Annotated in this window: 15 protein-coding genes; 2 read left to right on the top strand and 13 right to left on the bottom strand. The window is 43.2% G+C overall.

Features of this window, described 5'->3' with window-relative positions:
- Positions 1-72: 72 nt before the first annotated feature.
- The 4 genes from ACEN2L_RS03615 to ACEN2L_RS03600 form a co-directional block, all read right to left on the bottom strand.
- On the bottom strand, positions 73-531 hold the full coding sequence (locus tag ACEN2L_RS03615; RefSeq protein ID WP_441741773.1) for a hypothetical protein: 459 nt from the start codon (positions 529-531) through the stop codon (positions 73-75).
- A complete protein-coding gene (locus ACEN2L_RS03610; RefSeq protein WP_441741771.1) occupies positions 528-1730 on the bottom strand; it encodes a hypothetical protein in 1203 nt (400 codons plus the stop codon). Before ACEN2L_RS03610 ends, ACEN2L_RS03615 begins: the two co-directional genes overlap by 4 nt.
- Before the next feature lie 199 nt (positions 1731-1929).
- Positions 1930-3000, bottom strand: coding sequence for a FecR family protein (locus tag ACEN2L_RS03605; protein ID WP_441741769.1), 1071 nt, complete (start codon positions 2998-3000; stop codon positions 1930-1932).
- Positions 2997-3593 (bottom strand): sigma-70 family RNA polymerase sigma factor, encoded by a 597-nt coding sequence (locus tag ACEN2L_RS03600; RefSeq protein ID WP_441741768.1) that lies wholly within the window; start codon positions 3591-3593, stop codon positions 2997-2999. The genes ACEN2L_RS03605 and ACEN2L_RS03600 overlap by 4 nt, the downstream gene beginning before the upstream one ends.
- A 220-nt stretch (positions 3594-3813) precedes the next feature.
- On the opposite strand from ACEN2L_RS03600, the gene ACEN2L_RS03595 reads away from it, so the two are divergent.
- Positions 3814-6900 (top strand): TonB-dependent receptor, encoded by a 3087-nt coding sequence (locus ACEN2L_RS03595; RefSeq protein WP_441741766.1) that lies wholly within the window; start codon positions 3814-3816, stop codon positions 6898-6900.
- Between the two features lie 228 nt (positions 6901-7128).
- The gene (locus ACEN2L_RS03590; protein WP_441741764.1) at positions 7129-9279 is read left to right on the top strand and encodes a pectinesterase family protein; all 2151 of its coding nucleotides are present in this window, start codon (positions 7129-7131) and stop codon (positions 9277-9279) included.
- Positions 9280-9386: 107 nt separating this feature from the next.
- Here the strand turns inward: ACEN2L_RS03590 and ACEN2L_RS03585 are convergent, their stop codons facing one another.
- The 9 genes from ACEN2L_RS03585 to ACEN2L_RS03545 form a co-directional block, all read right to left on the bottom strand.
- Positions 9387-12770 (bottom strand): mechanosensitive ion channel domain-containing protein, encoded by a 3384-nt coding sequence (locus ACEN2L_RS03585; RefSeq protein ID WP_441741762.1) that lies wholly within the window; start codon positions 12768-12770, stop codon positions 9387-9389.
- A gap of 78 nt (positions 12771-12848) precedes the next feature.
- A complete protein-coding gene (gene hemW / locus ACEN2L_RS03580; RefSeq protein WP_441741760.1) occupies positions 12849-14021 on the bottom strand; it encodes a radical SAM family heme chaperone HemW in 1173 nt (390 codons plus the stop codon).
- Positions 14014-14616 (bottom strand): XTP/dITP diphosphatase, encoded by a 603-nt coding sequence (locus ACEN2L_RS03575; protein WP_441741758.1) that lies wholly within the window; start codon positions 14614-14616, stop codon positions 14014-14016. The genes hemW and ACEN2L_RS03575 overlap by 8 nt, the downstream gene beginning before the upstream one ends.
- 37 nt (positions 14617-14653) lie before the next feature.
- Positions 14654-15913 (bottom strand): ATP-dependent RNA helicase SrmB, encoded by a 1260-nt coding sequence (srmB, locus tag ACEN2L_RS03570; RefSeq protein WP_306023650.1) that lies wholly within the window; start codon positions 15911-15913, stop codon positions 14654-14656.
- A 100-nt stretch (positions 15914-16013) separates the two neighbouring features.
- Positions 16014-16880, bottom strand: coding sequence for an ADP-ribosylglycohydrolase family protein (locus ACEN2L_RS03565; protein WP_441741756.1), 867 nt, complete (start codon positions 16878-16880; stop codon positions 16014-16016).
- Positions 16881-17114: 234 nt separating this feature from the next.
- Positions 17115-18407: an O-acetylhomoserine aminocarboxypropyltransferase/cysteine synthase family protein gene (locus ACEN2L_RS03560; protein ID WP_441741754.1), complete on the bottom strand. Its 1293-nt coding sequence runs from the start codon at positions 18405-18407 to the stop codon at positions 17115-17117.
- A gap of 98 nt (positions 18408-18505) precedes the next feature.
- Complete coding sequence (locus ACEN2L_RS03555; RefSeq protein ID WP_441741753.1) at positions 18506-21655, bottom strand: efflux RND transporter permease subunit; 3150 nt, start codon at positions 21653-21655, stop codon at positions 18506-18508.
- The gene (locus tag ACEN2L_RS03550; protein ID WP_441741751.1) at positions 21652-23169 is read right to left on the bottom strand and encodes an efflux RND transporter periplasmic adaptor subunit; all 1518 of its coding nucleotides are present in this window, start codon (positions 23167-23169) and stop codon (positions 21652-21654) included. The genes ACEN2L_RS03555 and ACEN2L_RS03550 overlap by 4 nt, the downstream gene beginning before the upstream one ends.
- Entirely contained in the window at positions 23166-24557 is a 1392-nt protein-coding gene (locus ACEN2L_RS03545) for a TolC family protein (protein WP_441741749.1), read from the bottom strand. Before ACEN2L_RS03545 ends, ACEN2L_RS03550 begins: the two co-directional genes overlap by 4 nt.
- Between the last annotated feature and the right edge of the window lie 68 nt (positions 24558-24625).

Genomic DNA, 24625 nt, shown 5'->3' with positions numbered 1-24625 from the left:
TACCGAATTGAACAACTAGGGATGTCAACTCAACGTGGGATAAAGCAAACCTTTGCTTATCCCACTAGTCAGTTAATTAGAGTTAGGGAGCATATAAATAACTTGCAAGCTATCCGGTAACTGTACCGTTGAAGGTAAATAGGTTACCGCCCCAGGAGTATTTTCAACATACTCAAGCAAAGCATCTATATCGTTCAATTCTTTAGGTTGCGTTTTACGACCAGAGAAGCGCATTTGCGCCCAGAAAGACTGAATACGATCCTCCGTCATGCCAATCACCTTAGTATTAAAATTCACTCTTACTAAGCTACTGGGAGGTAATGTCACCACTTTAAGTTCATGGCCGACAAATGAGCCCATAAATAAACTCTTAACCTGTTGCTTTGACAATTCTAATTCTTGTTGCTGAAGATTCGCAACCACCACAATTCTCAGTTCTTCATCATTAACCTGAGTAATAGCATTGGTTGAAAATGCTGAAAATAGCAACACTAACAAGGAGGTTTTAATTGAAGGAATGTGCATTTTCAAAATACCCACTCCCATGCAACCTGAATTAAATTGGCTTTATAATCGAATTTTTCTAAGTCTTGAATATTGAAGTAAGAACGCTCACCTTTCACACCACGTAAGTGAGTCACTTCAGCCTTTAGTGCCATTCCAACTTTAACGTCCCAACGAACGCCTAAAGCATAACTGGTTAGAACATCATTTGGGAAGGTATCAAAAATCGTTTTATAACCTGCAGACAAGGCGTCTATTTGCGGATCTAGGCCAGCGCGTATTTCGACAACAGGCTCAGCAAAGTCTGCATTATTGCGCCCATAGGTAAAATGGTAAGTGAATGAATCCACAGTTTTACCAGCAGATACATAATAACTAATAATGTCGGGAACAAAAATGACGGGCGAAGTCACTTGAGTGATTTCCGATTTAACAAAATAATCAATGTTATCGTAGGTCATGCCTAATTGATTAATTTGTACCTTACCTTGAGTCTTTAGCGAGTCTGCTGATAGGGTGTAATTAAGTTGGTATAAAATATCAGCCAGGGCTTTCATTTCAGGAATTTCGACTGAAAAGTCGGTGTTAACTGTAGACGCTCTAAACGTAAAATTTTGACTTTTAACCGTTAACACTAACCCCAACATGTTAGTGACTTCGGTGTCTATTTTTTGCACGCTACTAACAGATAACTCGTCTTTAAATTCACCCCAATAGGCCTCGAACTCCGCATTAAAATCCTCGGCAGAAATTTCATAGGTTAAATCGATACCATCAAATTGATCAAATAAATAACCGCTATACACTTGCTGAGGAGGATTAATCCAAGGATAAGCATAGCCAACATCTAAAGTATCACTGTACAAGTGAAAGGGCGCACGCTGCCTGCCTAATTTAACATTTAATTCTGGAATAGGGTGGTAACTTAAATACAGCCATTCAACACCGGAGTTTCGGTTTTCCGAACTATGGGCTAATAATTGGCTGGTTAAGGAAAAGGTCTCACTTAAATCCACATCGAGCTGCAAACCAAGTAAGGAACCTTCACCTGCACTGATATTATTATCATAACCTTCGTAGCTGGCATTTTTGTCGTCTAAGGTACCTAGCACAACACGAGAAAAACCGGAAAAACGAAACTCCGGTGTATCAGCATACGAATAAGTTGCACTTAAGCCGCTAAAACCACTTAAGGCTAATAAAAATAGGATTCTACTCAGTTTCAAAAAAAGCCCTTAACTTAAACGTTTCTGTTAATGATTCTAAGTGAGAACAATGATTTACACAAGGCGATAGGCCACCGCTTCTTGTTTTACAATTCACATTTAAAAAAACCGTTCATCTTTGCTAAGAATCATAGAAAAAGCCATTACTATCCTTAGCGCTGAAGTACCTATGTTTTTTTATTACTGATACTTCATTACCTTACTTGGAAACCAGTAAGATGTTGCCATTTTGAGTTCTTTCATGATGAATATTGAAATTTTGCGATAAGGTATTTAACAACACCTCGATATCATCTGTTTTAAATACGCCTGCAATCTTTTGGTTTCTGAGATTTTCCTCTGGAATAATAAATTTTGAGTCAGTGTAACGAGAAACTTCATTCATCGCATCCTGCAGTGTCTCGCCTTTAAAAATGAGTTTTCTATCTAACCAGCCTAAGGACACTTTGATATCCTCACCACCAAGGTTTGCTCTTTTTTGTTTACTCGTTTGAGATGACTTTATGATGACCATGTCACCAGGGGTCGCCGCATGTGTCACACCCGAAGGTAGATCCATTGCCATCTTAATACCACTTGCAGCATCAACTGACCGTTTAATATTTTTTAATTCAGCAATAAGTACTTTGCCATCGGTAACTAACAATTCGATACTTTCATTCAACACTTTTTTTACATTAAACGCAGTACCAACAGCTTGAAATACGGTGTCATCGGCAATGACGCTCAATGGTCGACTGGTATCGTGGGCAACATCAATAAAAATTTCACCCTTGACCAACTTAATGAGTCGCTCATTGGCGTTAAAGTCTACAGTGACGAAACTATTGGTGTTGATGGTTAATATACTACCGTCGGATAAATTAATGGTAGAATGTTGGCCCACTGCAGTTTGATAAGTGGAATGTGAGGACATAACTTTATCGGCAGTAAGAAATGATTCATCTTCTGTGAGAGAAAAGGTAGTAAATAACCAAACAAATAAAGAACAAAAGATGACCGAAGCGGCAATGAGGTAAGTTCTGCGTTCAAATTTTCCGGAATTGTTATGAATAGCGGGTTGGAATAGGGTAGACAACTGTGAAAAGCTATCTAATTTATCCCATGTACTTGCCATCATAAATAGCTCTCGTTCATTGCGCTCATTTTTCAACCAATGCTGTAACTCTTTTAATTCAGCTTTAGTCAAGCCTCGGTCTAGCCTAGTAACCCATATAGCGGCTTGTTTGTTGATTTGAGCCTGATCGCTGATGTCATATACATTACTCATTTGGCATTTCCTGATTTAGAATAAGATTGTGCCTTAAACGTTTGCATTCTGCGCATTTCATTACACTTTATCAGGCCATTTGCGATGTGGTTTTCCACCGTGTTTTCACTTAAATTTAAGCTTTTGGCGATTTCTTTCTGGGTATAGCCATACACTTTTTTCAACACAAATACTTTTCGACATTTAACCGGTAATTGTCGAACAACTTCACAAAAACGTGAAAATTCTTGGTCGGTGGCAAATCCTTCAAAGGTGGGGTCACCTTCTTGTTTTAAGGACGCAATATCTTCAAGTTTTAATTCTTCAATACTTTCGTTAAGCCTGTTTGATGCTTTATTTCTATGATCTAAAGCTAAATTTTTGGCCATTTTCAACATAAAAGAACGAGGGTATTCTATATTCACCTCAGACTTTACTAAACAGAGCTTAACATAGGTTTCTTGTACTATATCTTCAATATCATCGGGAGGTACTATGCTAGAAATAGTTTTAATTACCAACTTTCGTATTCCCAAAAAAACATCTGTCATATTGCCAGACATAATATCCTTAAGCCTTATAAGTACTCTATTAACTATTAGACGAAACATCATAGGCTTTCCACCAAAACCTATGGCACTTTATTTAGTCTCTTAGTAGCCAGTTCATCTGGTAAGTTTGCATACATTTTTAAAAATGAGTAACCCCCACTTTTGTTGAAATCCTTATGTATAACTAATGCCTAATTAGTTACGACAAATTCGTTTCATTTCGATAACTAGTGTTATTATTTTGTAAATAATTTTGGTGGAATCCACCGCCTTGTCCGTCTCTATGAACAGAGTAAGAAAATATCTTACTTCAGAGGTTGAGTTGAAAGTACTGATAAAAATAACATTTATTGTCGCTGCAACAGCTATGTCGTCTTTAGTTAGGGCCGATACTGCTTATTATGAAAAAGTACATCAATTCAATATTTCTCAAAAGAGTGCGGACCAATCATTAATTGAACTAGCATCACAAGCAGACTTTACCTTGGTCTTTCCCTATGACTCAGTGAAGTTTGTGACAGCCAACTCAATTAATGGGCAATACACAATCCTCAAGGCCATCGAATTATTGATTGATGGAACGCCATTACAGGTAAGTATTAACGCCCAAGGTTTGCTCTCTATTGATAACAAAGAAAATAAGAGTCGACCCACTACCATGAAAAAATCGAAAGTTTCACTCGGCATCTTTGCTGCCTTAGCTAGCATGATTGGTTTTACCAGCGAAGCACAAGAGATCCCGCAAGACAAAACACTCGAACAAGATGAAATAGAAGTTATCAACGTAACAGGATTCCGAAATGCTTTGGTTAAAGCCCTTGATGCAAAACGCGATGCATCAAATGTGCGCGAATCGATAATGGCTGAAGACATGGGCAAGTTTCCTGATTTAAACGTCGCTGAAGCCATTCAGCGTATTCCCGGAGTGGCCATTTCTCGTGAAGGTGGTGAAGGTCGAAATATAACCTTGCGAGGTTTTAGTCCCGGGTTTACTCGCACCACATTAAATGGCATGGAAGTACCAGCAGGTACAGACGGTCTCGATTCGGGCGGTGTAACTCTAAACAATAGCCGAGCTTTTGATTTTAATGTATTTGCTTCAGAGCTATTTAATCGAATTGATATTCAAAAAACCCAAACGGCCTCAATTGAAGAGGGTGGTATTGCGGGTACGGTAGATATGTATTCTGCTCGACCTTTCGACAGTACTGGTTTTCATTCTTCAGTATCATTAAAGGGAGGTTATAATACGGTAACCAAAGAAAACGACCCTAGATTTGCCTTTCTGGTCAGCAATACTTTTAACGATGATACCTTTGGTGCTTTATTGTCTGTTGCTGTTTCTGATCGTACCGTGCGTCAAGAAGGCTTTGGCAGTGTGCGCTGGCAACCAACCAATCAAATTGGTGATGGAACATGGGGCGATACCTCGCAGCTATCTACTATTAATGGTACACCAAGCAACTATTGTGGTGCGGAAGAAGCCATATCTTGTTTGTGGGTTCCACGCCTGCCTCGAGCTGATTTTTTTGGTAATGACCAAAGTCGTATCGGGGTAACGACCTCACTGCAATACAAACCCTCTGACGACATGTTGTTTACCCTTGATGTTCTGCATTCTGAGCTGGAAAACGACAGACGTAGCTACAATTCAATGGAATGGTTTATTAATCGCGGGGCACCAGGAAATTTCCAAGGACAAACACCACTTGAATTTACCGTAGATGAATCAGGTAAAATATTAGTTGCCGGTAGTTTTGATAATGTGACCTCTTGGTATGAAAGCCGTTATCAAGTATCTGATTCGACCTTCGATCAGTATGTTTTTTCAGGTGATATGCAACTCAACGACAGCCTGAAACTCGATGTAATGGTAGGCTATGCTAAAAATGATTCAGATAGAGAAGAAATTCGCTACTACTATCGTTCTGTGCCACATTTTTACTCTTATGACTACAGCAGCGCAGATGCAGCTAATGTTAGCTACGGTGATTACGATGCCACCGATCCTAACAATTTTGTGGATGCGGTTAATGCAGCAAACCGTAGTCATAATGTTAAAAAAACTAACCTTACCAGTAAAATTGATTTGCAATATTTAGGTGACAGTTTTGATATTAAAACAGGTATTGCGTTTAATGATCGCGAAGTAGACAGCCAAACCGGTAACGGCAACTTTGTTACCTTTGACCCCTCACAATACGCTACTGCTTTCCCTTACTCAGATTTTGGTCATGGCCTAGATGGCGCAACTTTAGTACCTTTCTTAGTGGCTGATTTTGATAAACTAGAACAAGATGGCATCCTCACTCATGATTATACCCCTAATACCGCCGCAGGTTGGGTAGTGGGCGAACAAACCAAGGCCTTATATATTGAATATAATGGTGGCGTTGATGTTGGCGATATGTTTTTACGCACTAACTTTGGTCTGCGCTATGTGAATACAGAAGTCACGTCAGAAGCCTTAGTGGGTGATAAAATGGTTTCAGTAAAACGCAATTACAATAACTTCTTACCATCGATGAATTTAGCCTTGGATGTTAGTGATGACGTTATTGCGCGCTTGTCTTATGGTCGAAGTATGACGCGCCCAAGTCTGGCAAGTTTAAATATCGCTGCACCGACCTTTGGCTATACAACGTTCACTGTCAGTAATTTAGGCAATCCTGGTTTAAATCCTTATGAATCAAATGATATCGACTTAGGGATAGAGTGGTATTTTGCGGAAGAATCGGTATTGGCATTTAATGTCTTTAACAAAGAGGTTGTTGTTTCCCTTGAAAACGAAGAAGTTGAAAAGTTAATTGACCAAGAATTTTGGCCGGTTATATATTCTGATCCCCAATACATCGCAACCGCCCCGATAGGCGATCCTGCAACTCAAGTTTATTCGCATAATATTCCCATTAATAATAATGATGGATTCACCGTAACAGGTTATGAATTAAGCTACCAACAGCCATTTACTTTTTTTGATGGTTGGTTATCAAACTTTGGTGTAGTGGCTAACTACACCCATGTCAGTGCAAAGGAAGTAGAAGGGGTATCACCTAATTCTTATAACTTTACTCTGTACTATGAAGAAGAGGATTATGGTGCGCGTATATCAATGAATAAACGTGATGACTACCTAGTAAATAAAGATGGCGGTAACGGCAATCTGCAAGAACGCAAATACGGCCCGACTCATGTGGACGTGTCAGCTTTTTATCACTTTAATGAAAATATTACCTTTTCACTTGAAATCATAAACTTGACTGGCGAAATTGAACGTATCTACGGAACAGGTGACGGTGACATGGATTTAACCCGTGAATACAGTCATACCGGCACCGAATATTTCCTCGGAGCTAGATATAACTTCTAAACGATAGGCTAAAACACGAAAGGGATGCTTACACATCCCTTTTTTACAACGATAAAAGGATATTCTTCAATCCTTTATGCCAATGCGCACTGGAGTAGATAGCGATGACGTTTTTTAGGGCGCGTTCAACATATTTGTTAACAAATACCTTAGCTGTTTTATTACCGGTGACATCTCCTCGTATTTTTGACAACAGAAAAAGTAAGTCGGCTTACAAAAGGGTGAAAAATGAGCACATATCACAATCGAAGTAGAATAAAGATTTTTAGCTTTATTTTACTATTTGGGCTTTCTATTTGCCATTTTCATATTGGGGCCACAACGCTTGACGAAAGTGACCCCGAAATCAAAGCCATTGTTGATCCGAGCAACCCTGAGGCTTTCAAAACAATCACTGAGGCCCTTAGCGCTGCGCCTAATAATTTGACCTTACCCTATACGATTAAAATTATGGCGGGGGATTATTATGAAAAAGTGGAAATATCCAAACCTTTTATCAGGCTTGTAGGAGAGAGTGCCACTACGACTCGACTCTATTTTGACGCGTATGCGGGATTAAAAACGTCTAGCGGCCAAACACTTGGTACATCAAAAAGTGCGACACTTACTATCAACGCACCGAACTTTAGCGCAGAAAATTTACACATTGAAAACACCTTTGATTACCCTTACTACGATGGGCTTGCTCAAGATAATCCTAGTCGTTTGAACGGTTTGCAGGCGGTGGCGGTGTTGACCAATCAAGGCAGTGATAAGGCATTTTTTAAAAATGTCAATATTAGTGGATATCAAGATACCATATACCTTAAGTCAGGCCGTTCATTTTTCTTGAATACAACCATCAGTGGTCACATAGATTTTATTTTTGGAGGCGGAACAGCGGTTTTTTATCGTTCAAATATTGTGACGCGATTTCGTCCAAATCAACCTTATCCCATAGGCTATCTCACGGCACCAAGCACGCCGATTGAACAAAAATTTGGCTTGGTATTTATAGACTCGAGTCTTAAAAAGGAAGCCGGTGTAGAGAAAAACAGCATGGCACTGGGAAGACCTTGGCATCCCACAACGTCTTTTGAAGATGGCCGTTATGCTGATCCACGAGCAATAGGACAAACGGTATTCATCAATACCTTTATGGACGACCACATACAGCAAGATCCTTGGCACCCCATGCATGGAAAATCTAAAACGGGGGAAATGATAATGTTTAGTCCCTTAGAAGCACGATTTTTTGAATATGCTTCATATGGCCCGGGTGCAAATCCGTCTAAAACTAGGAGACAACTTGCTTCAGCTGCAGGTTTTTCAGTGAGTAATATTCTGGCAGGTTGGCAGCCTCCAATCGATAACCAGTTGTATAGCGGTCATGTGGATACCAGAAAAGTCATAGACCAACTGTCTGGTGAAATGGCAGATTTCACCATTGAAACTGAGTTTGTAAAGAATGTCAGCAATTACCCCTTTATCACCCCCATAAATCAGACAAGCACAGATAACCTTGATGACTCAGTGATATCTCATCTCAATGTAGTCTATAAAACAGTGCAAGGGATTGAATTATACCTTGATGTATTCTCACCCAAAACAATAGCTAAACCTGTTCCTGCGGTTGTTATGGTTCATGGTGGTGCTTGGCGCTCGGGAGATAAGTCACATCAAGTGCCAACTGCTAAGTGGTTAGCAGAGCATGGTTACGTGGGTGTTGCAGTGGGATACAGGCTGTCAAAACAGGCGTTATATCCAGCAGGACTAGAAGATATTAATGATGCAATACTCTGGTTAAAACAGCATCATCAACGCTACTCTGTCGATCCTAATAGGATTGCAATTTTAGGCGCATCCTCTGGCGCACATATGGCGACATTGTTAGGTACGATGGGTACTGATCCCAATAGTGATTCACCTTACGAGGCCGTTAACGCCATTATAAATATTGATGGTGTGGCAGATTTGGCCTCACCACAAGCACGTGAATTTGAAGATAAACCCAATAAAATTTCATACGCCGCTCTTTGGTTGGGGGGCCATTATGCCCAAGAGCCTAGGCTTTGGCATCAAGCATCGCCTATTGAATATGTAGGGAGATATACCCCGCCTACATTATTTATTAATTCATCTTATGACAGATTCCATATTGGCCGCCCCGCTTATGTGGAAACCCTATCCCAATATGGTATTTACTCAGAAATTCACACCATACCCGATACCCCGCATCCGTTTTGGCTTTTCCATCCTTGGGCTGATACAACACGAGATATTTTACTCAACTTCTTAAATAAAGTATTTGCTCCGCCACTGTCAGAAGTAGACAAGTTACTCATGCCCTGTGCACAAGCTTGTGTAGAAGGTGAGGCCTTTAATGGTGCCCAACAATGATAGGTAATTAGAGTAAGCAACGCTTAAATCACTAGTTTGAGATGGGTTATCAATCTGCCGTCAAAGTGCTTGTCAGTGTTATACCAATGATAAGCACAGCACAAACTTTACTTCTTATTATCTAATGGCTCTGTATTTACAGCTTTGTCCTCTGGCAATGGATTAGGACTTGCGCCAATAATATGAATATCGCGTTGTGGGAAGGGAATTTCAAAGCCATTTTGGCTAAGAGCTTCGTTAATTAAGGTATTGATCTCATGGGTCACCGGCAGCCGTTTTGCCGGGCTGTCGACAAAAATACGTAATTCAAAATCCAATGAGCTTTCACCATGGTTGGTGAAAAATACGCTTGGGGCTGGGTTGGTTAGCACGTCAGGATGCGCCTCAAGTACACCAAGTAACAGGTCTTTTGCCGCCCGAGTATCTGAGCCATAAGCAATGCCTATTTTAACTACGAGTCGTGTTACTGGATTATGTAGTGTCCAGTTCGTGACGTTCTCGGTTATGATCGATTTATTTGGCAAAAGGACTTCTCGATTATCAAAATCGGTAATGGTCGTCGCTCGAATTTTGATATTACTTACCGTACCACTTAAATCACCAATGGTAACGGTATCGCCGACCCTGACCGGGCGTTCAAACAAAATAATTAAACCAGAGACAAAGTTGGCCACAATTTCTTGTAAACCAAAGCCGAGCCCTACACCGAGCGCTGCCACTATCCACTGTAATTTAGACCAATCGATACCGAGTTGACTTAAACCCAATACCAGTGTGGTACCCATAATGACATAACCTAAAATAGTCACTGCGGCATAACGGGCTCCTGGGTCAAGACTGACTTTGTCGAAAAAGCTGATCTCCAGCATGCCTCTGGCGTTTCGAGCCGCGATGAAGCCCCCCAGTAAAAAGAGTAACGAAACGATAATGTTCCATAGCGTCACATCTTCGCTGCTCGGAATACCATCCACCGTCATGTCTTTTTGCCACAAAACAATTTCGTTGACGATACCAAGGGCGGGTAGCAGGGGTAACCAGATAAACCATAAACCGGCGATAAAAAGTAAACTTGATAAGCCCATCGCACTCTTTCGCATTTTGCGGTCGGCTTCTTGATTATCACTGGGGCTGTCAGGAATAAGTTCGGGAACCGCTTCTCCACTGGCCGCTTTTTCTTCTTGTTGAGCGCGCTGGGCTTCTTGTTTAGCACGGCGAATTTTGGCTTTACGCAATAAATAACGGCGGTAAGCCACCATCAAAACCCGCATGGCAATACCATAAAATATGGAGACAAAAATGAGTGCCACACCTGATTGAAACAGCTTTGTGAGCAGCTCAACAGCGGTATCAAAAAAGCCAATAAGGGGCATTAATCCGATTAAAACTGGCGCGATAACCATGACGGGAAAGGCCAGTTGCGACAGCAGCGATTTAGGGCTATGGCCAACGATATTAACGGCTACGCCAGTTTTGGGTTTGAAAAAGCTAAAACTAAATATAGCAATACCCAATGACATCGTAATAAACGCGAAGATGGCTATGCCGTAGCGCAATTCTATTTGATTGCTGGCCATGGCAGAAGCAAAGATAAAGGTGGCTAGTCCTTGGTACCAGGCAAACCACGTTAAAAGTTCACCTAGTTTGGCACGAGCTTTATCACTCCATGCAAAATGTGCAACAAAAATCCCGTTTTTACGGCACATCGAGCGAAAAAATAACAAGGTTAAGCTTAAGCTTGAAACCGCAGCTAAGGCGGTCACTATCGCATTTGAAAATACATTGTCGTCGGCGCCGGCTCTGATTAATCCGGCAATCGCGCCAATCGCCAAAGGTAACGGTAGCGCCAGTATAATAGTTTCGAATAGGGCTAAAGGCGTTGCCCAATGGGTATCTTTACCTACATTGCCAATATGCATACTTAAGCGGCCCAAGGATTTTTTTAATACAGGGCGAAGTAATAGTAATAGGGCAAATAAAAATACCGCCACTAGGCTTAAAAGGGTATTTTTATTGATGCCTTGCCAAAGGTCATGACCCACTTGCGCCCATGATGCGCTGTCGGCATACCATTGCAAGCTCGTCATCAAATAAGGCAGTACGTTATCGGCAAGCTGTGTATAAGAGGGGAGCCATACCAAACGTCTATCAAGAAGGGCTTTTAGTTCAGCGGTACTGTTTTTAACGTCAACAATCATTAATTTTTCGTCGACCAAATTTTCAAGTTGATTATTAGCGGCGTCTATCAACTGCTGGAGTAAAACCGCTTGAGACGTCTTTAAGCTCCCTAAAGTACTGATTTCCTGTTGAGATAGCTTGTTAATATCTGTGCTGAGGGCGTTACTTTTTTTGGCTGATACAAGCGCTATGTAGGGCTTTGTTTCGTTGATCGTGCGCAGGTTATCTTGCCAAACGATCAGGTTAAGTTGATGTTTAACAATTTCTTCATTGATGTTTTCTAAACGATTACTAAGTGGGCTTTCTTGCGGTAAGCCAGACCGTAGGCGGTGTAATAATATGCCAAGCTCGTCGGTAATTTGCCCGGTAGCTAAAATTTGGCTGACAATCTGTGATGATTGTTTAATGTTTTGCTGTTGTTGCCTTAATCGTAAGCTGTTGTCATCAATTTGCGGAGTGTTCAGTACAATCGTTTGTAAATTGTTGGCCAGGCTAAGATTCTCTTTCGCGATGGTATTTAATACGCTTGAACCTTCAGTTTGTTGCACATCCCGTTTGGCATTTGCGATAGCGAGATTAGCCCCAGTGGTACGCTGTTTTTCAAGTTGAGTTTGAACTTGTTGGATGTCTATTTCACCCACTTCTAATTGCTTTTTAAGTTGGGCAACTTGCGCGTCTACCAAAGCTTGTCTAGCGGGAATGGTGGCGACTTCACGCTCTAGCAGAGCCACTTTGCTGCGCAAATTTAGCAGTTTGGCCTGCAGCGCTACAATATGACTTTGTACGTCCAGTTCATCATTACCAACTGGCTTTTTGTCTAAGGCCTCAACCGTTAGGTCGATTTCATTTTTTGTAGAATTTAACTCGTCGCTTATGGCATTAGGGCGGCGGCTCAAGAGGGTTTTTTGTTGCTGCAGTTCATCAAATTGCGTGAGCATATTGGTTTGTTTTGCCTGCAACAACATGAGTTTATTATCGAGTTGCTCAAGTGGCTGATTTTTCAGTGAACTGGCTGACTCGGCCTTGATGTTTTGTGTTTCAGTGGCTAATTTTGTGAGTTTTTCATCGATGTTTTCAGCGGTATTTTCATATTGAAGTAACTGATTTTCCGCCGCTGCCGCTTCATTTAGCGAGGCTTGGGCGTGCTCTACCTGTTCTTTGACGGCGACCTGCTGTGCGTCAGAGAGTTTGCTTGTTGATAGGCTGTCATTGATCGCATCAACACTGCTCTTGATACTCTCAACGGATTGGGCACAAAGGCTGGCATTGAAAAGTAAGCCTGCGATACAGAATAATGTTAGTGATTTAAATCGCATTACTACCTCCAGATAACTGAGAAAACAGGGCTAGAAATCTACATTAGGGGCAATTTCATAAGCCCTAGTGGCTTTACCTCACACTAATACTTCTAACAGAGTATTCAAATACCGCCGACCTAAGGGCGTCACTTGCCAATGAGAAGGCGTTTCTGACAACAAGCCTTTTTGTATCGCCTTGTCGAGATTATCTTGCACATCTGGGGTAATGGCGAGGCCGGTATAGCGCGTATAATCCGCTTTAGGACAGGCTTCTACCAAGCGTAAGCGATTCATAAAAAACTCAAAGGGTAAGTCACTGGGCTCAACAGCATGAGAACTGACGGTGTAAGATTTAGTCAAATCCATATAGCCTTTTGGATGTTTTACTTTAACCGTTCGCAATATTTGATTGTTATCGGCGTGAGTGATTTTGCCATGGGCACCGCACCCAATCCCTAAATAATCACCAAAACGCCAGTAGTTGAGGTTATGTTGGCACTGCTGCCCTTTTTTGCTGTAAGCAGAAATTTCGTATTGTTCGTAGCCTGCAGCCTCAAGTAAGGCATGCCCTTGTTCTTGAATATCCCACAGTAATTCATCTTGCGGCAGCTTGGGCGGCTTTGAATGAAATTGAGTATTCGGTTCGATGGTCAGTTGATACCAAGACAAATGCGGAGGTTGTTGTTCAATCGCTTGTTGAATATCAAATAGTGCATCCACTAAGTGCTGCTTGGGTAAGCCGTGCATCAAGTCAATGTTGAAACTATTTAAACCCACGCTTCGAGCAATTTTCGCTGCTTTACGGGCTTGTTCATCATCGTGAATACGGCCTAAATCAAGTAATTTGTCGGCTTGAAAGCTTTGCACTCCGATAGAAATACGATTTATACCGGCTTGCACATAGTCAGCAAAACGTTGACTTTCGACCGTGCCTGGATTGGCCTCTAGGGTGATTTCAGCATCAGGACGTACATTTACGCGTTGTCGTACGCCAGCTAAGAGTTTATCGATGGCTTGGGCGCTAAACAAACTCGGTGTACCACCCCCAATAAAAATACTGTGGATGGCTCTATCACCAATTAGCAAAGCATCGGTGCTTAAGTCTGCTAGTAAATGACTCACATATTCAGCTTCAGGTAAAACGTGCTGTTTTTGACCGTGAGAATTGAAGTCACAATAGGGGCATTTTTGTACACACCACGGAATGTGAATGTACAAAGAAAGCGGCGGTAACTGTAGGCTCGGTGTCTGAATAGTCGTATTAAGCAAGCTGACTTTCCATTGCCTGAACGAGTAATTTTAGTGCCTTACCACGATGACTTAAGGCATTTTTTTGCTCAGGGCTCAACTGAGCAGAGCTGCAATTTTGCTCAGCTAGCCAAAAGATTGGATCATAGCCAAACCCGTTTACGCCCATCACTTTGGTTGTTATTGTGCCATGCCATTCACCTTGGCAAATAAGGGGCGTGGGATCATCTGCATGGCGCAAATAAACCAAGACACACAAAAAACGGGCTTGGCGTTTTGCTGTGGGTACGTCTTTCATCTCAGCCAGTAATTTAATGATATTGCTATCATCGTTAGCTTTCTCACCTGCGTAGCGAGCTGAGTACACCCCAGGTGCGCCACCCAGCGCGTCAACTGCTAAGCCAGAATCATCAGCAATCGCGGGTAATCCGCTTATACGGGCAGCATGACGCGCTTTGATGATGGCATTTTCTACAAAGGTGGTGCCCGTTTCGGCCACGTCACCAATGTCAAATTCACTTTGCGCCACAACATCTAAAGCAAAAGCATTGAGCATATTACTCAGTTCTTTCACTTTGCCTTTATTACCGGTGGCTAATACGACTTTTTGACTCACGACTATCCTTTAATGAAGGGGGTATTAGAAAGAAACCTTAAGCCTCGGGGGATTTTTTCCCACGGCCCTTTTTCTTTTTCGCTTTTGTTTTGACTTTTTTACCCAAGCTTTTTTTCACTTTAGCGCTTAACTTTGGCTTTTTAGATATTTTGGCTTCTTTGTGTTTAGGTCTAAGCTCATCAATCACGCGGCGTTTAAGGGCTTGTTTAGTGTAACGTTCTATCTTAGGCACTATGGCAATATCATGAGCCTCAATTAAAGAAATCGCGGTGCCTTTTTTACCAGCACGGCCGGTGCGACCAATACGGTGCACGTACACATCAGCAGTGCGAGGCATATCGTAATTAATCACATGGCTAATATCGTCAACGTCGATACCCCGGGCGGCAACATCGGTAGCCACCAAAATTTTCACTTCTTTTTCGCGGAATCGGCGCATTGCGTCATTACGTTTATCTTGTGGCATTTCACCTTGTAACCACGCCACCGCAAAGCCATCACGCTCAAGCAATTGTTTAAGCTCGTTTAAACGATCGCGGGTTTTGACAAACACCACGGCAGATTCAATTTGGTGGGTAAGAATATGGCACAACAGGGCATATTTGTGTTTTGCATCATCGGCTAAATGCAGCCACTGATGAATTTTTGCATTTTCTTTTCGGCTTGGATCGGCAGTTAGCTCTACTGCTTCATTTAATAATTCATTGGCAAAACGAGCGATACCATTGCCTTCTAGTGTGGCAGAAAACAACATGCTTTGTTTACGCCAACGAGCTTCAGCCGCAATTTGGTTGACTACCGCAGAAAAACCCATGTCGAGCATGCGATCGGCTTCGTCTAACACCAAACACTCAATATCGCGACAATCAAACTTTTCAGTTTCGATATGTTCGAACAAACGGCCAGGCGTGGCGACTAATATGTCGAGGTTGCCTTCTAACAAATCTAAATCAGTTCCGTAGTTGATGCCGCCAGTAATAACCCCACAGTTAATATGAGGACAATATTTACTAATGGCCTTGGCTTGTTCAAAAATCTGTAAGGCTAATTCTCGCGTAGGGCTTAAAATCAACACACGAGCTGAACCCGGTTCGCGTCTAGGGTAATCTAATAAAAATTGGCAAATAGGCAGTAAAAATGCGGCGGTTTTACCGGTGCCAGTTGGTGCTGATGCAAGAATATCCTTGCCTTCCATTGCCGCAGGGATCACTAATTGCTGAATACTGGTAGGCTCTTTATAACCTAATTCGGCTACCGCACGGCATAAATCTTCGTCTAAATCGAGTTCTTCGAACATGTGTCATCTTTCTCTTTACAATATGGCGCGATTATAAAGGACTCGACAGCGTAAGGGCAGTATTAATCGACTCTAACACTATATGTTTTAAGAAAAGTGCTCATAGTAAGGTAGTATTTAACCTTAACCATGCCGAAGGGATATCATTTATTGTTCTGGTACTTGGGGCCATAAAAATAATGGCAGCGATCATCGCTCGGCCACTGGTATCTCCCCCTGCTTTGGCATTAGCAATGAGCATGTCTTCGAGTTTATCGTACTTTGTTAACAGGTGAATGATGCTCGGAAATCCGCCTTCAATTCCACAGGCGGGGCCAAATTCTCGTATAGCGTCAATGGTGTCATCTGAGGATGATCTTATACCTTGCTCAACGTAGCGCTGAATGTTCGTATTATACTGCGGTTTTAGTTGTGAAATAGCCTGAACGACGTCTTTGCCTGAGAGCACCTCGACTAATAAATCAGCAAAAAAGGTCGCTGGCGCAATGATTTCATCTGCATTATGGGTACTGCTCACAAAGAGCACGACGTTTTCTAAAAAACCTTGTCTTGAGTCTGATACTAACAATAAGGGGGCGATTCTGCCGACAATAGAGGTGTCGGTTGAAGATGAACCTGTTGGCGTAATGCCGGCCTGTATATTTTCCAAAGTGCCTTTCATTGCCCCGTCAATATAGCCCTTGTAAGTGGCCATTTTTATTTGCCAAAATGCGATGTACTCACCTACATCAAAATGGTTTTTGTCTTGTAAAAACTCATATAGCCATAATGTTTGATCACCATAATGGGTAAAATCACCTGCATGTTTTCCTTCATGCCACTTCGCTTTTGCGTCATTAAGTTGTTGCCAATCAATATCAAGTGCATCTAATTCTTTGGCATCATAAATCCAATGCGGCCCCAATGAATAGGTATCAGCGACCAGGGAAGTTAAGACGAGTTCGGTGGCTTTTTTGTGATCAAACATGCTCGTGTCCTTTAGGGTTAGATAGGCAAACAACTTGTTGATGAGTTACGCACTATAGTAAACACATTTTGCTGGTTATTTGAACCGCAAGTCCTTGGGTATTTGACTGTTTCACGAACGGCGTTTAGAAAATGGCTCAGGGAAATTTAAAGCTGTAAGAATTTGGATTCGTATTCTACATCACACGATGACCACTAAACCCCACCTAATGATGGCGTTTAGTGTGATGCGCGATTAAGCCGTGGCTTTGTCTAAGGCTTGGCTGACGTCGGCAATGATGTCATCGATATGTTCTATACCGACCGATATGCGCACAAGATCTTCTGATACCCCCGCCTTCGCCAACTCTACAGGGCTGAGCTGACGGTGAGTGGTACTTGCTGGATGACAGGCCAGCGATTTAGCATCACCAATATTCACTAAGCGTAAAATCATTTGCAGAGCATCGATAAAACGGCCACCTGCTATTTTGCTCTGCTCTGGTGAGTCCGCCTTAATGCCAAAGCTAATGATACCAGAGGCCTTGCCACCAGTGATTTTTTGGCAATTTGCTTGGTAAGGGCTAGAGGGCAGGGCGGCATAGTTAACCCAACTTACCTCAGGGTGTTGTGTTAGGTATTTGGCTAAGGCTAGAGCATTACTGCAATGGCGCTCCATTCTTAAGCTTAGGGTTTCTAAACCTTGTAGTAGCAAAAATGCACTTTGCGGCGCAAGGGCAGCACCGGTGTTTCGCAGGGGCACTACGCGGCAACGGCCAATAAAGGCGGCAGGGCCAAACGCCTCGGTGTACACAACACCGTGATACGATGGGTCAGGTTCGTTCAGCAGCGCAAAACGTTTTTTATTGGCTACCCAATCAAATTTACCCGAGTCAATGATCACTCCACCAATGGTGGTGCCATGGCCGCCGATATATTTAGTTAACGAGTGGATCACAATATCAGCGCCGTGGTCAAAAGCCCGACATAAAACTGGCGTCGCTACGGTGCTATCTACGATTAATGGCACGCCATGTTTATGGGCAATGTCCGCTAAGGTTTGTAAATCGACAATGTTCCCTGCTGGATTACCGATAGATTCACAAAAAAGCGCTTTGGTGTTGTCATCAATCAGAGCCTCTAAACCGGCAAAATCGTCAAAGGCAGCCATGCGTACTTCAACGCCTTGACGTGGCAGAGTATGCGCAAATAAATTGTACGTTCCGCCATATAATTGGCTGGTACTGACGATGTTATCGCCTACTTGAGTGAGCGCCTGAATGGCATAAGTAATTGCAGCCATGCCTGAGGCTACTGCTAAAGCGCCAATACCACCTTCAATTGCCGCTAGGCGCTGCTCTAGCACATTGGTGGTTGGGTTCATAATACGAGTGTAAATATTTCCAGCGACTTTCAAGTCAAATAAATCAGCGCCGTGCTGGGTATTGTCAAAGGTATAAGAGGTGGTTTGATAAATAGGCACCGCGGCCGCTTTGGTTGTCGCCTCTGATTCGTAGCCGTGATGTAATGCGAGTGACTCAAGTTTCATGTTCGTTCCCTTGTGTGAAAGTTGGCACTGACATTTACTCCCGTTAACATCAGTGCGCCCATTGAAGGAAAAACTCTAACATTTAGCCATCTAGATATCTAAGTATTGGGTTGCTTATTTTTAGTACTTTTTGTTAAAAATTGCTGCCAAAGCATATAAACGACGGGGACCAAAATGAGTGACAACAGTAAAGCGCTGAACATACCGCCTACCATGGGCGCAGCGATGCGGCTCATAATTTCTGAGCCCGTACCAGAGCCCACCATCACAGGCAGTAAACCTAATATAACAGTGGCCACAGTCATCACTATCGGTCTGATGCGCATCCCTGCACCTTGCTCAATAGCTTGGATCAGTTGTTTGTTATTTAATGGTGAGGCGCTATCAGGCGAAGCCGACTGTATTTGCTGATAAGACTGATTGAGGTACACCACCATCAGAACCCCAATCTCAATAGCCACACCCGCCAGCGCAATAAAACCGACGCCAACTGCCACTGATAAATTAAAATTCAGCAGATAAACTAGCCACAAACCGCCAATTAGGGCAAAGGGCAGAGTGAGCATGATCATCACCACTTCAGCCAAACGACGAAAGCTCAAATACAATAAAATTATAATAATGGCTAAGGTAAGAGGCACTACATAAGCCAGCTTTTGTTTAGCTCTTTGCATATATTCGTATTGACCTGCCCAGCTTAAGCTATAACCAACAGGTAACGTTAACGAGTTGGCTAAGGCTTGAGTTGCACGGTCGACATAGCCACCAATGTCTGTGTTGGCATCGAGGTCGATATAGATCCAGCCATTGATCCGAGCATTTTCACTTTTTATGCCAGGCGCGCCATCTTCTATGTACACCTTAGCCACGTCAGCCAGTGCGATATGCTGGCCCGATGGGGTGACAATAGGCAGGAGTGCCAACTGTTCGGGACTATCTCGATAATCTTGCGGGTAGCGCAGATTAATAGGATAACGCTCTAAGCCCTCAACCGACTGACTGACGTTCAAACCACCAATAGCGGTGGCGACAACTTGTTGCACATCGGCAATATTTAACGCGTAACGAGCGGCTAAATCACGGTTAATATCGACTTTGATATAGCGTCCTCCTGCTACTCTTTCTGCATAAACAGAGGCCGTGCCAGGCAAGGCGCCCAATATCTTTTCTATTTTTTGTCCGATACCTTGAATGACATTTAGATCGCCACCAGCTACCTTAATGCCAACAGGGGTTTTAATCCCAGTCGCGAGCATATCAATGCGGGTTTTAATGGGCATGACCCAAGCATTGCTTAAACCTGGAAATTGCACAACTTGGTTGAGTTCGTCCCTCAATTGCTCGGTGGTTAAACCGGTTCGCCATTGATTTTTAGGTTTAAATTGAATAAAGGTTTCAATCATGGTCAGCGGCGCCGGATCGGTCGCTGTGTCAGCTCTGCCAATTTTGCCAAATACCGTTAAAACCTCTGGGACGGTATAAATTAACTTGTCGGTTTGTTGTAATATTTGCCGCGCCTCACCCACCGACAGTCCTGCGTAAGTAGTAGGCATGTACATCAAGTCACCTTCATCCAAAGGTGGAATAAATTCGGTGCCTAATTTAGTCAAGGGGTAAAAGCCAACCATCGCCACAAGTACAAAAACCATGAGTGTCGTTTTTGGATAAGCTAATACCTTATGCAGCAGAGGCAGGTATAAAGCGACCAATACGCGGTTAAGTGGGTTGCGTTTTTCGCTTAGTATTTTGCCGCGAATAAAGTAACCCATTAACACTGGAATAAGGGTAACAGCTAAACCTGCTGAGGCGGCCATCGCAAAGGTTTTGGTATAGGCCAGCGGGGCAAACATCTTGCCCTCTTGGGCTTCAAGAATAAACACAGGTAAAAAGCTTACGGTAATGATCAGTAAGCTAAAAAATAGCGCAGGGCCGACTTCACTGGCAGATTTAGCCACAATATGCCAGCGATTTTCAGGTGTCAGCGGCGTACGCTCAATGTGTTTATGCATATTTTCAATCAATACAATGGCACCATCGGTCATGGCGCCAATGGCAATCGCAATACCGCCCAAAGACATAATATTGGCGTTGATACCTTGCCAATACATGATCACAAAGGCCATGAGTATGCCAAGGGGTAAACTGATGACAGCAACTAAGGATGAGCGTAAATGAAATAAAAAAGCCGCACATACTAAGGCCACTATCAATAATTCTTCCGCCAGTTTTGACCATAAATTATTAACCGCACTGCTAATCAGTTCGGAGCGATCATAAACAGTAACCACCTCAACACCTTTGGGCAAGCTGGCTTGTAAACGCTTTAATTTTGCCTTTACCCCTTCAATTGTTTGCTGAGCATTGCCGCCAGAACGCATGACAATAATGCCACTGGCCACTTCTCCTTCACCATTGAGTTCAGCGATCCCGCGGCGCATTTGTGGGCCTAAGTGAATATCGGCTACGTCACGTAACTGTAAGGGGGTGCCTTGTGCATTGAGACCCAAAGGAATCGCGGCTAAGTCTTCTAGGTTTTCAATGTAGCCATTGGTAACAACCATGTACTCAGCTTCAGCCATTTCAATTACTGAGGCGCCGACGATATGATTACCTTGAGTGATCGCCCGTTGAATATGGCTAAGCGGTATGTTGTAGGCTCGCAATTTATTTGGGTCAACCGTGACTTGATATTGCTTGACCATACCGCCTAGGCTTGCCACTTCAGAAACCCCCGGTACGGTTTGCAATTCAAATTTTAAAAACCAATCTTGAATGGCCCGAAGCTGACTTAAATCGTGCTGGCCGGTGCGATCAACCAAAGCGTATAAATACACCCAGCCTACGCCAGTCGCATCAGGGCCTATTTGCGGTTTGGCGGCATCGGGTAAGGTGCCAGATACTTGTGATAAATACTCCAATACACGGCTTCTAGCCCAATACGCATCGGTTTTGTCATCAAAAATCACATAAACATACGAGTCGCCAAAAAACGAAAACCCCCTCACTGTACTGGCACCAGGTACGGATAACATAGCGCTGGTTAGGGGGTAAGTGACTTGGTCTTCTACTACTTGTGGGGATTGCCCGGGGTAGGAGGTTTTAATGATGACCTGCACATCAGATAAATCTGGAATGGCGTCTATTGGCGTATTTTTAATGGCGAAGAGTCCGGCACCAATCATTATCACGGTGCACAGTAAAACAAAAATACGGTTGGTCACCGACCAATGAATAATACGCTCAATCATAAGCTGTCACCCTCATCAATGATCATCAGCTTTACGATAATAAATTCACTTTCTTGCTCAGCATTTTGGTGTATTTCAAAGGTAAAATGGATACGTTGTTGAGGTGCTAAGTCATTAATGCTGAGGTGGTCGGCTAAGGTAAAATCCATGGTGGTAGCGGGGCGCTGCCATTTTTCAATAGCGTCTCTGGCGATCGTTAAAATACGGCCTTCACTATCAATATTCACAATAGTGCCATTCACCATCGCACTGGGTACATCGGGGTTCATGTTGTCAGCCATCGCCATGTCAGCCATGACTGGTTGATGGAATACATGCTCTTTATGCTCCATACGTTTAAAGTCAGAGCTAATGCTGCTTTCTGAATCAAGTAGAAATTGCGCTGAGGTGACGATGGTATCGCCCTCTGCAAGTCCTGCTAGTATTTGTGCTTTGTCGTGACTGAGCATACCAAGTTGCACGGCAACAGACTTAAATTGGCCATCACCTAAGGCTAATACTACGCGGTCTTGTTTACCTGTGCGTATCACAGCTTCACGGGGCACAACTAAAGTAGGCGTTTGAGATAGAGCTTGAATACTAATCTGTGCAAACATGTTGGGTTTAAGCTTGCGCTGCGGGTTGTCGAACCTCAATCTTACTCTTACGGTGCGGGTTAGGGGATCGAGAGTGGGATAGATATAATCCAGTTTTCCATGCCATGATTCCCCGGGCAAAAAGCCAAGGGTCATGGTGGCACTTAAATCTGCTTTTACCATTGCCGCTTGGCGCTCAAAAATTTCAGCTTCTACCCATACTTCGTCTAAGGCACCAATCGACAATAAGGTGGTGCCTGGTTTAACGTAAAATCCCTCACGAATATTTAGGTTATCTACTACTCCAGATTGCGGAGCAGTAAAAATTACCGTTTGCTGCACTTGGTTAGTTTTAGCCAGTTTTTCAATACTTTTTAACGGCATTTGCAAGGCTAACAGTCGGGCGGTTGAGGCTTCTATTAGACTGGTGTTTTGGCGTTTTTGTGCCAGTAAAAACTCTTCTTGCGCATTCACTAATTGTGGCGAGTAAAGCGCATACAGCGCCTCGTCTTTGCTTACCTGCTGGCCCGTTGTGGTGACATACAGTTTATCTACCCATCCTTCAATCCGCGGATGAATATGCACCAACGAATCTTCGTTGTATTGCACATATCCGACAGTTTCGATACTGAGATATAAACGTTCACGGCTAACTTTGGCGCTTCGAAGCCCTAAATTATTGACGACATGGGGTTTGATTTTGACGATACCTTCATCGGCGTTTTTCTGCTGCTCAGCAAACACCGGCACTAGCTCCATGCCCATAGGCGACTTGCCAGGTTTATCCCGCCGATAATTCGCATCCATCGGCGCTACCCAATATAAGGGCTGTTGCTCATGGGTGTCTGCTGGACTTGGCTCTGATGACCATTGCAACATAGTGAAAGTCAGTGCACTACCCACCACGATGCCACCGATGCCAGTATTGATGATCTTCATGGTTGCTCACCTCTGTTTTGAGTGTTGTTTATGCGGTCAGTCGAGGCTGCTGCATCATTAAAATAGTAATCGAGTTGCACTAGGCTTAATGCATGGGCAGTGTGTAGTTGAATTAATTCAAGTTCGGTATTGAGCTGGGCAATGTTGGCGCGCATAACATCACTAAAATTACCATCATCAGTGGTATAGGCCGTTAAAGCGGCTTCAGACTGTTCTGCCATTTGCGGTAAGATCTTGGTTTCATAGTGTTCGATACGTTGATTGATACTGTCGAAAGTTTGCCAAGTACTCTGCAATTGCGCTAGCAAAGAACGCAGCGCGAGTAATTTATCGGTTTTTACTGACTCAGCTTGCAGGCGCGAAGCGAGCAGCGCCTTATCTTGTTTTTGGGCAGTAAAAAAAGGGATATCCACACTCACACCAATCGAAAAAAAGTCAGCGCGGTCATTTCCTATGGGGTCATTATCCCGCAAGGCATAACTGGCGTTAACGGCCCATTGAGGTTGATATTGTTGCTGGGCAATTTGAATGGCACTGCGTGATACCTTAATTTGTTGCTCGATTGCCAATATTGCAGGATGTTGGGCTAAACGTTGAGCCAATGCACTGCGATCTTGTTGCCTCAACAGGTGTTCAATAGCTGGTTCAAGGGTTGGTAGGCTTGGCCATGCCCGGTTGTAGTCGGGCATATCCATATCAATCCACTGGCTGTTTAATTGCACCCCTGTATACAGCCATTGGCTAAGTTTGGCTAGGTTGGTTGCTCTATCGGCTATTGAAGCACTCAGTCTGTCCTCTAAACGTGCCAGTTCAAGTTGTGCGTTGACAATATCTTGTTGACGCGTGCTGCCTTGAGCTGACGAATAATGGGCTTCGACGATTTCAACGAGTTGCAAAAACAAAGGTCGACTTTGTTCAATGATCTTGATGCGTTGCTGGGTACTGACCATCGTTAACCACAACTCTGCTACCATCACCTTAATTTTGGCCTGTCTGTCTTGGCGTAAATAGGGGTGTTGCGCAGCCTGTTGACGCATTTGCTGTCTTTTAAGGCTAAGGCTGTCACCACGGGACAACTGTTGGCTCAGCCCAACTTTGAATTGGGTCATGGGCTCTTGATTAAATCGAAAGGTGTCAGTGGGTAAATTAGCCAGGCCAACAGAGATAAGCGGGTCGGGCAAGGTTGCAGCAGCATCACTGCTTGCGATGAGTGCTTGTTCTTGCAAACGATTTCCAGCCAGCCACGGATCATTTTCTATAGCAAGTTGCTGGACTTGCGACAAGCTCAGCTCAGCTGCATTAGCGGTATAGGGCAGTACTAAAAAACTTAAATAACAAACCTTGCAAAAAAAACTAGCTGCGATAGGTAAATTGGTAGAGTAAAACATGGTCGATTCTCTTTCTCACCAGCGCACCCAAAAATAATGGTGCCCCTGGAAGTTTGGTTTATTTATGA

It is taken from the genome of Flavobacterium sp. W21_SRS_FM6 (assembly GCF_052119645.1).
In the GTDB taxonomy this organism is placed as follows: Bacteria; Pseudomonadota; Gammaproteobacteria; order Enterobacterales; family Alteromonadaceae; genus Paraglaciecola.
The sequence above is the reverse complement of the archived record's forward strand: the minus strand, read 5'-3'. Positions and strand labels throughout refer to the sequence as shown.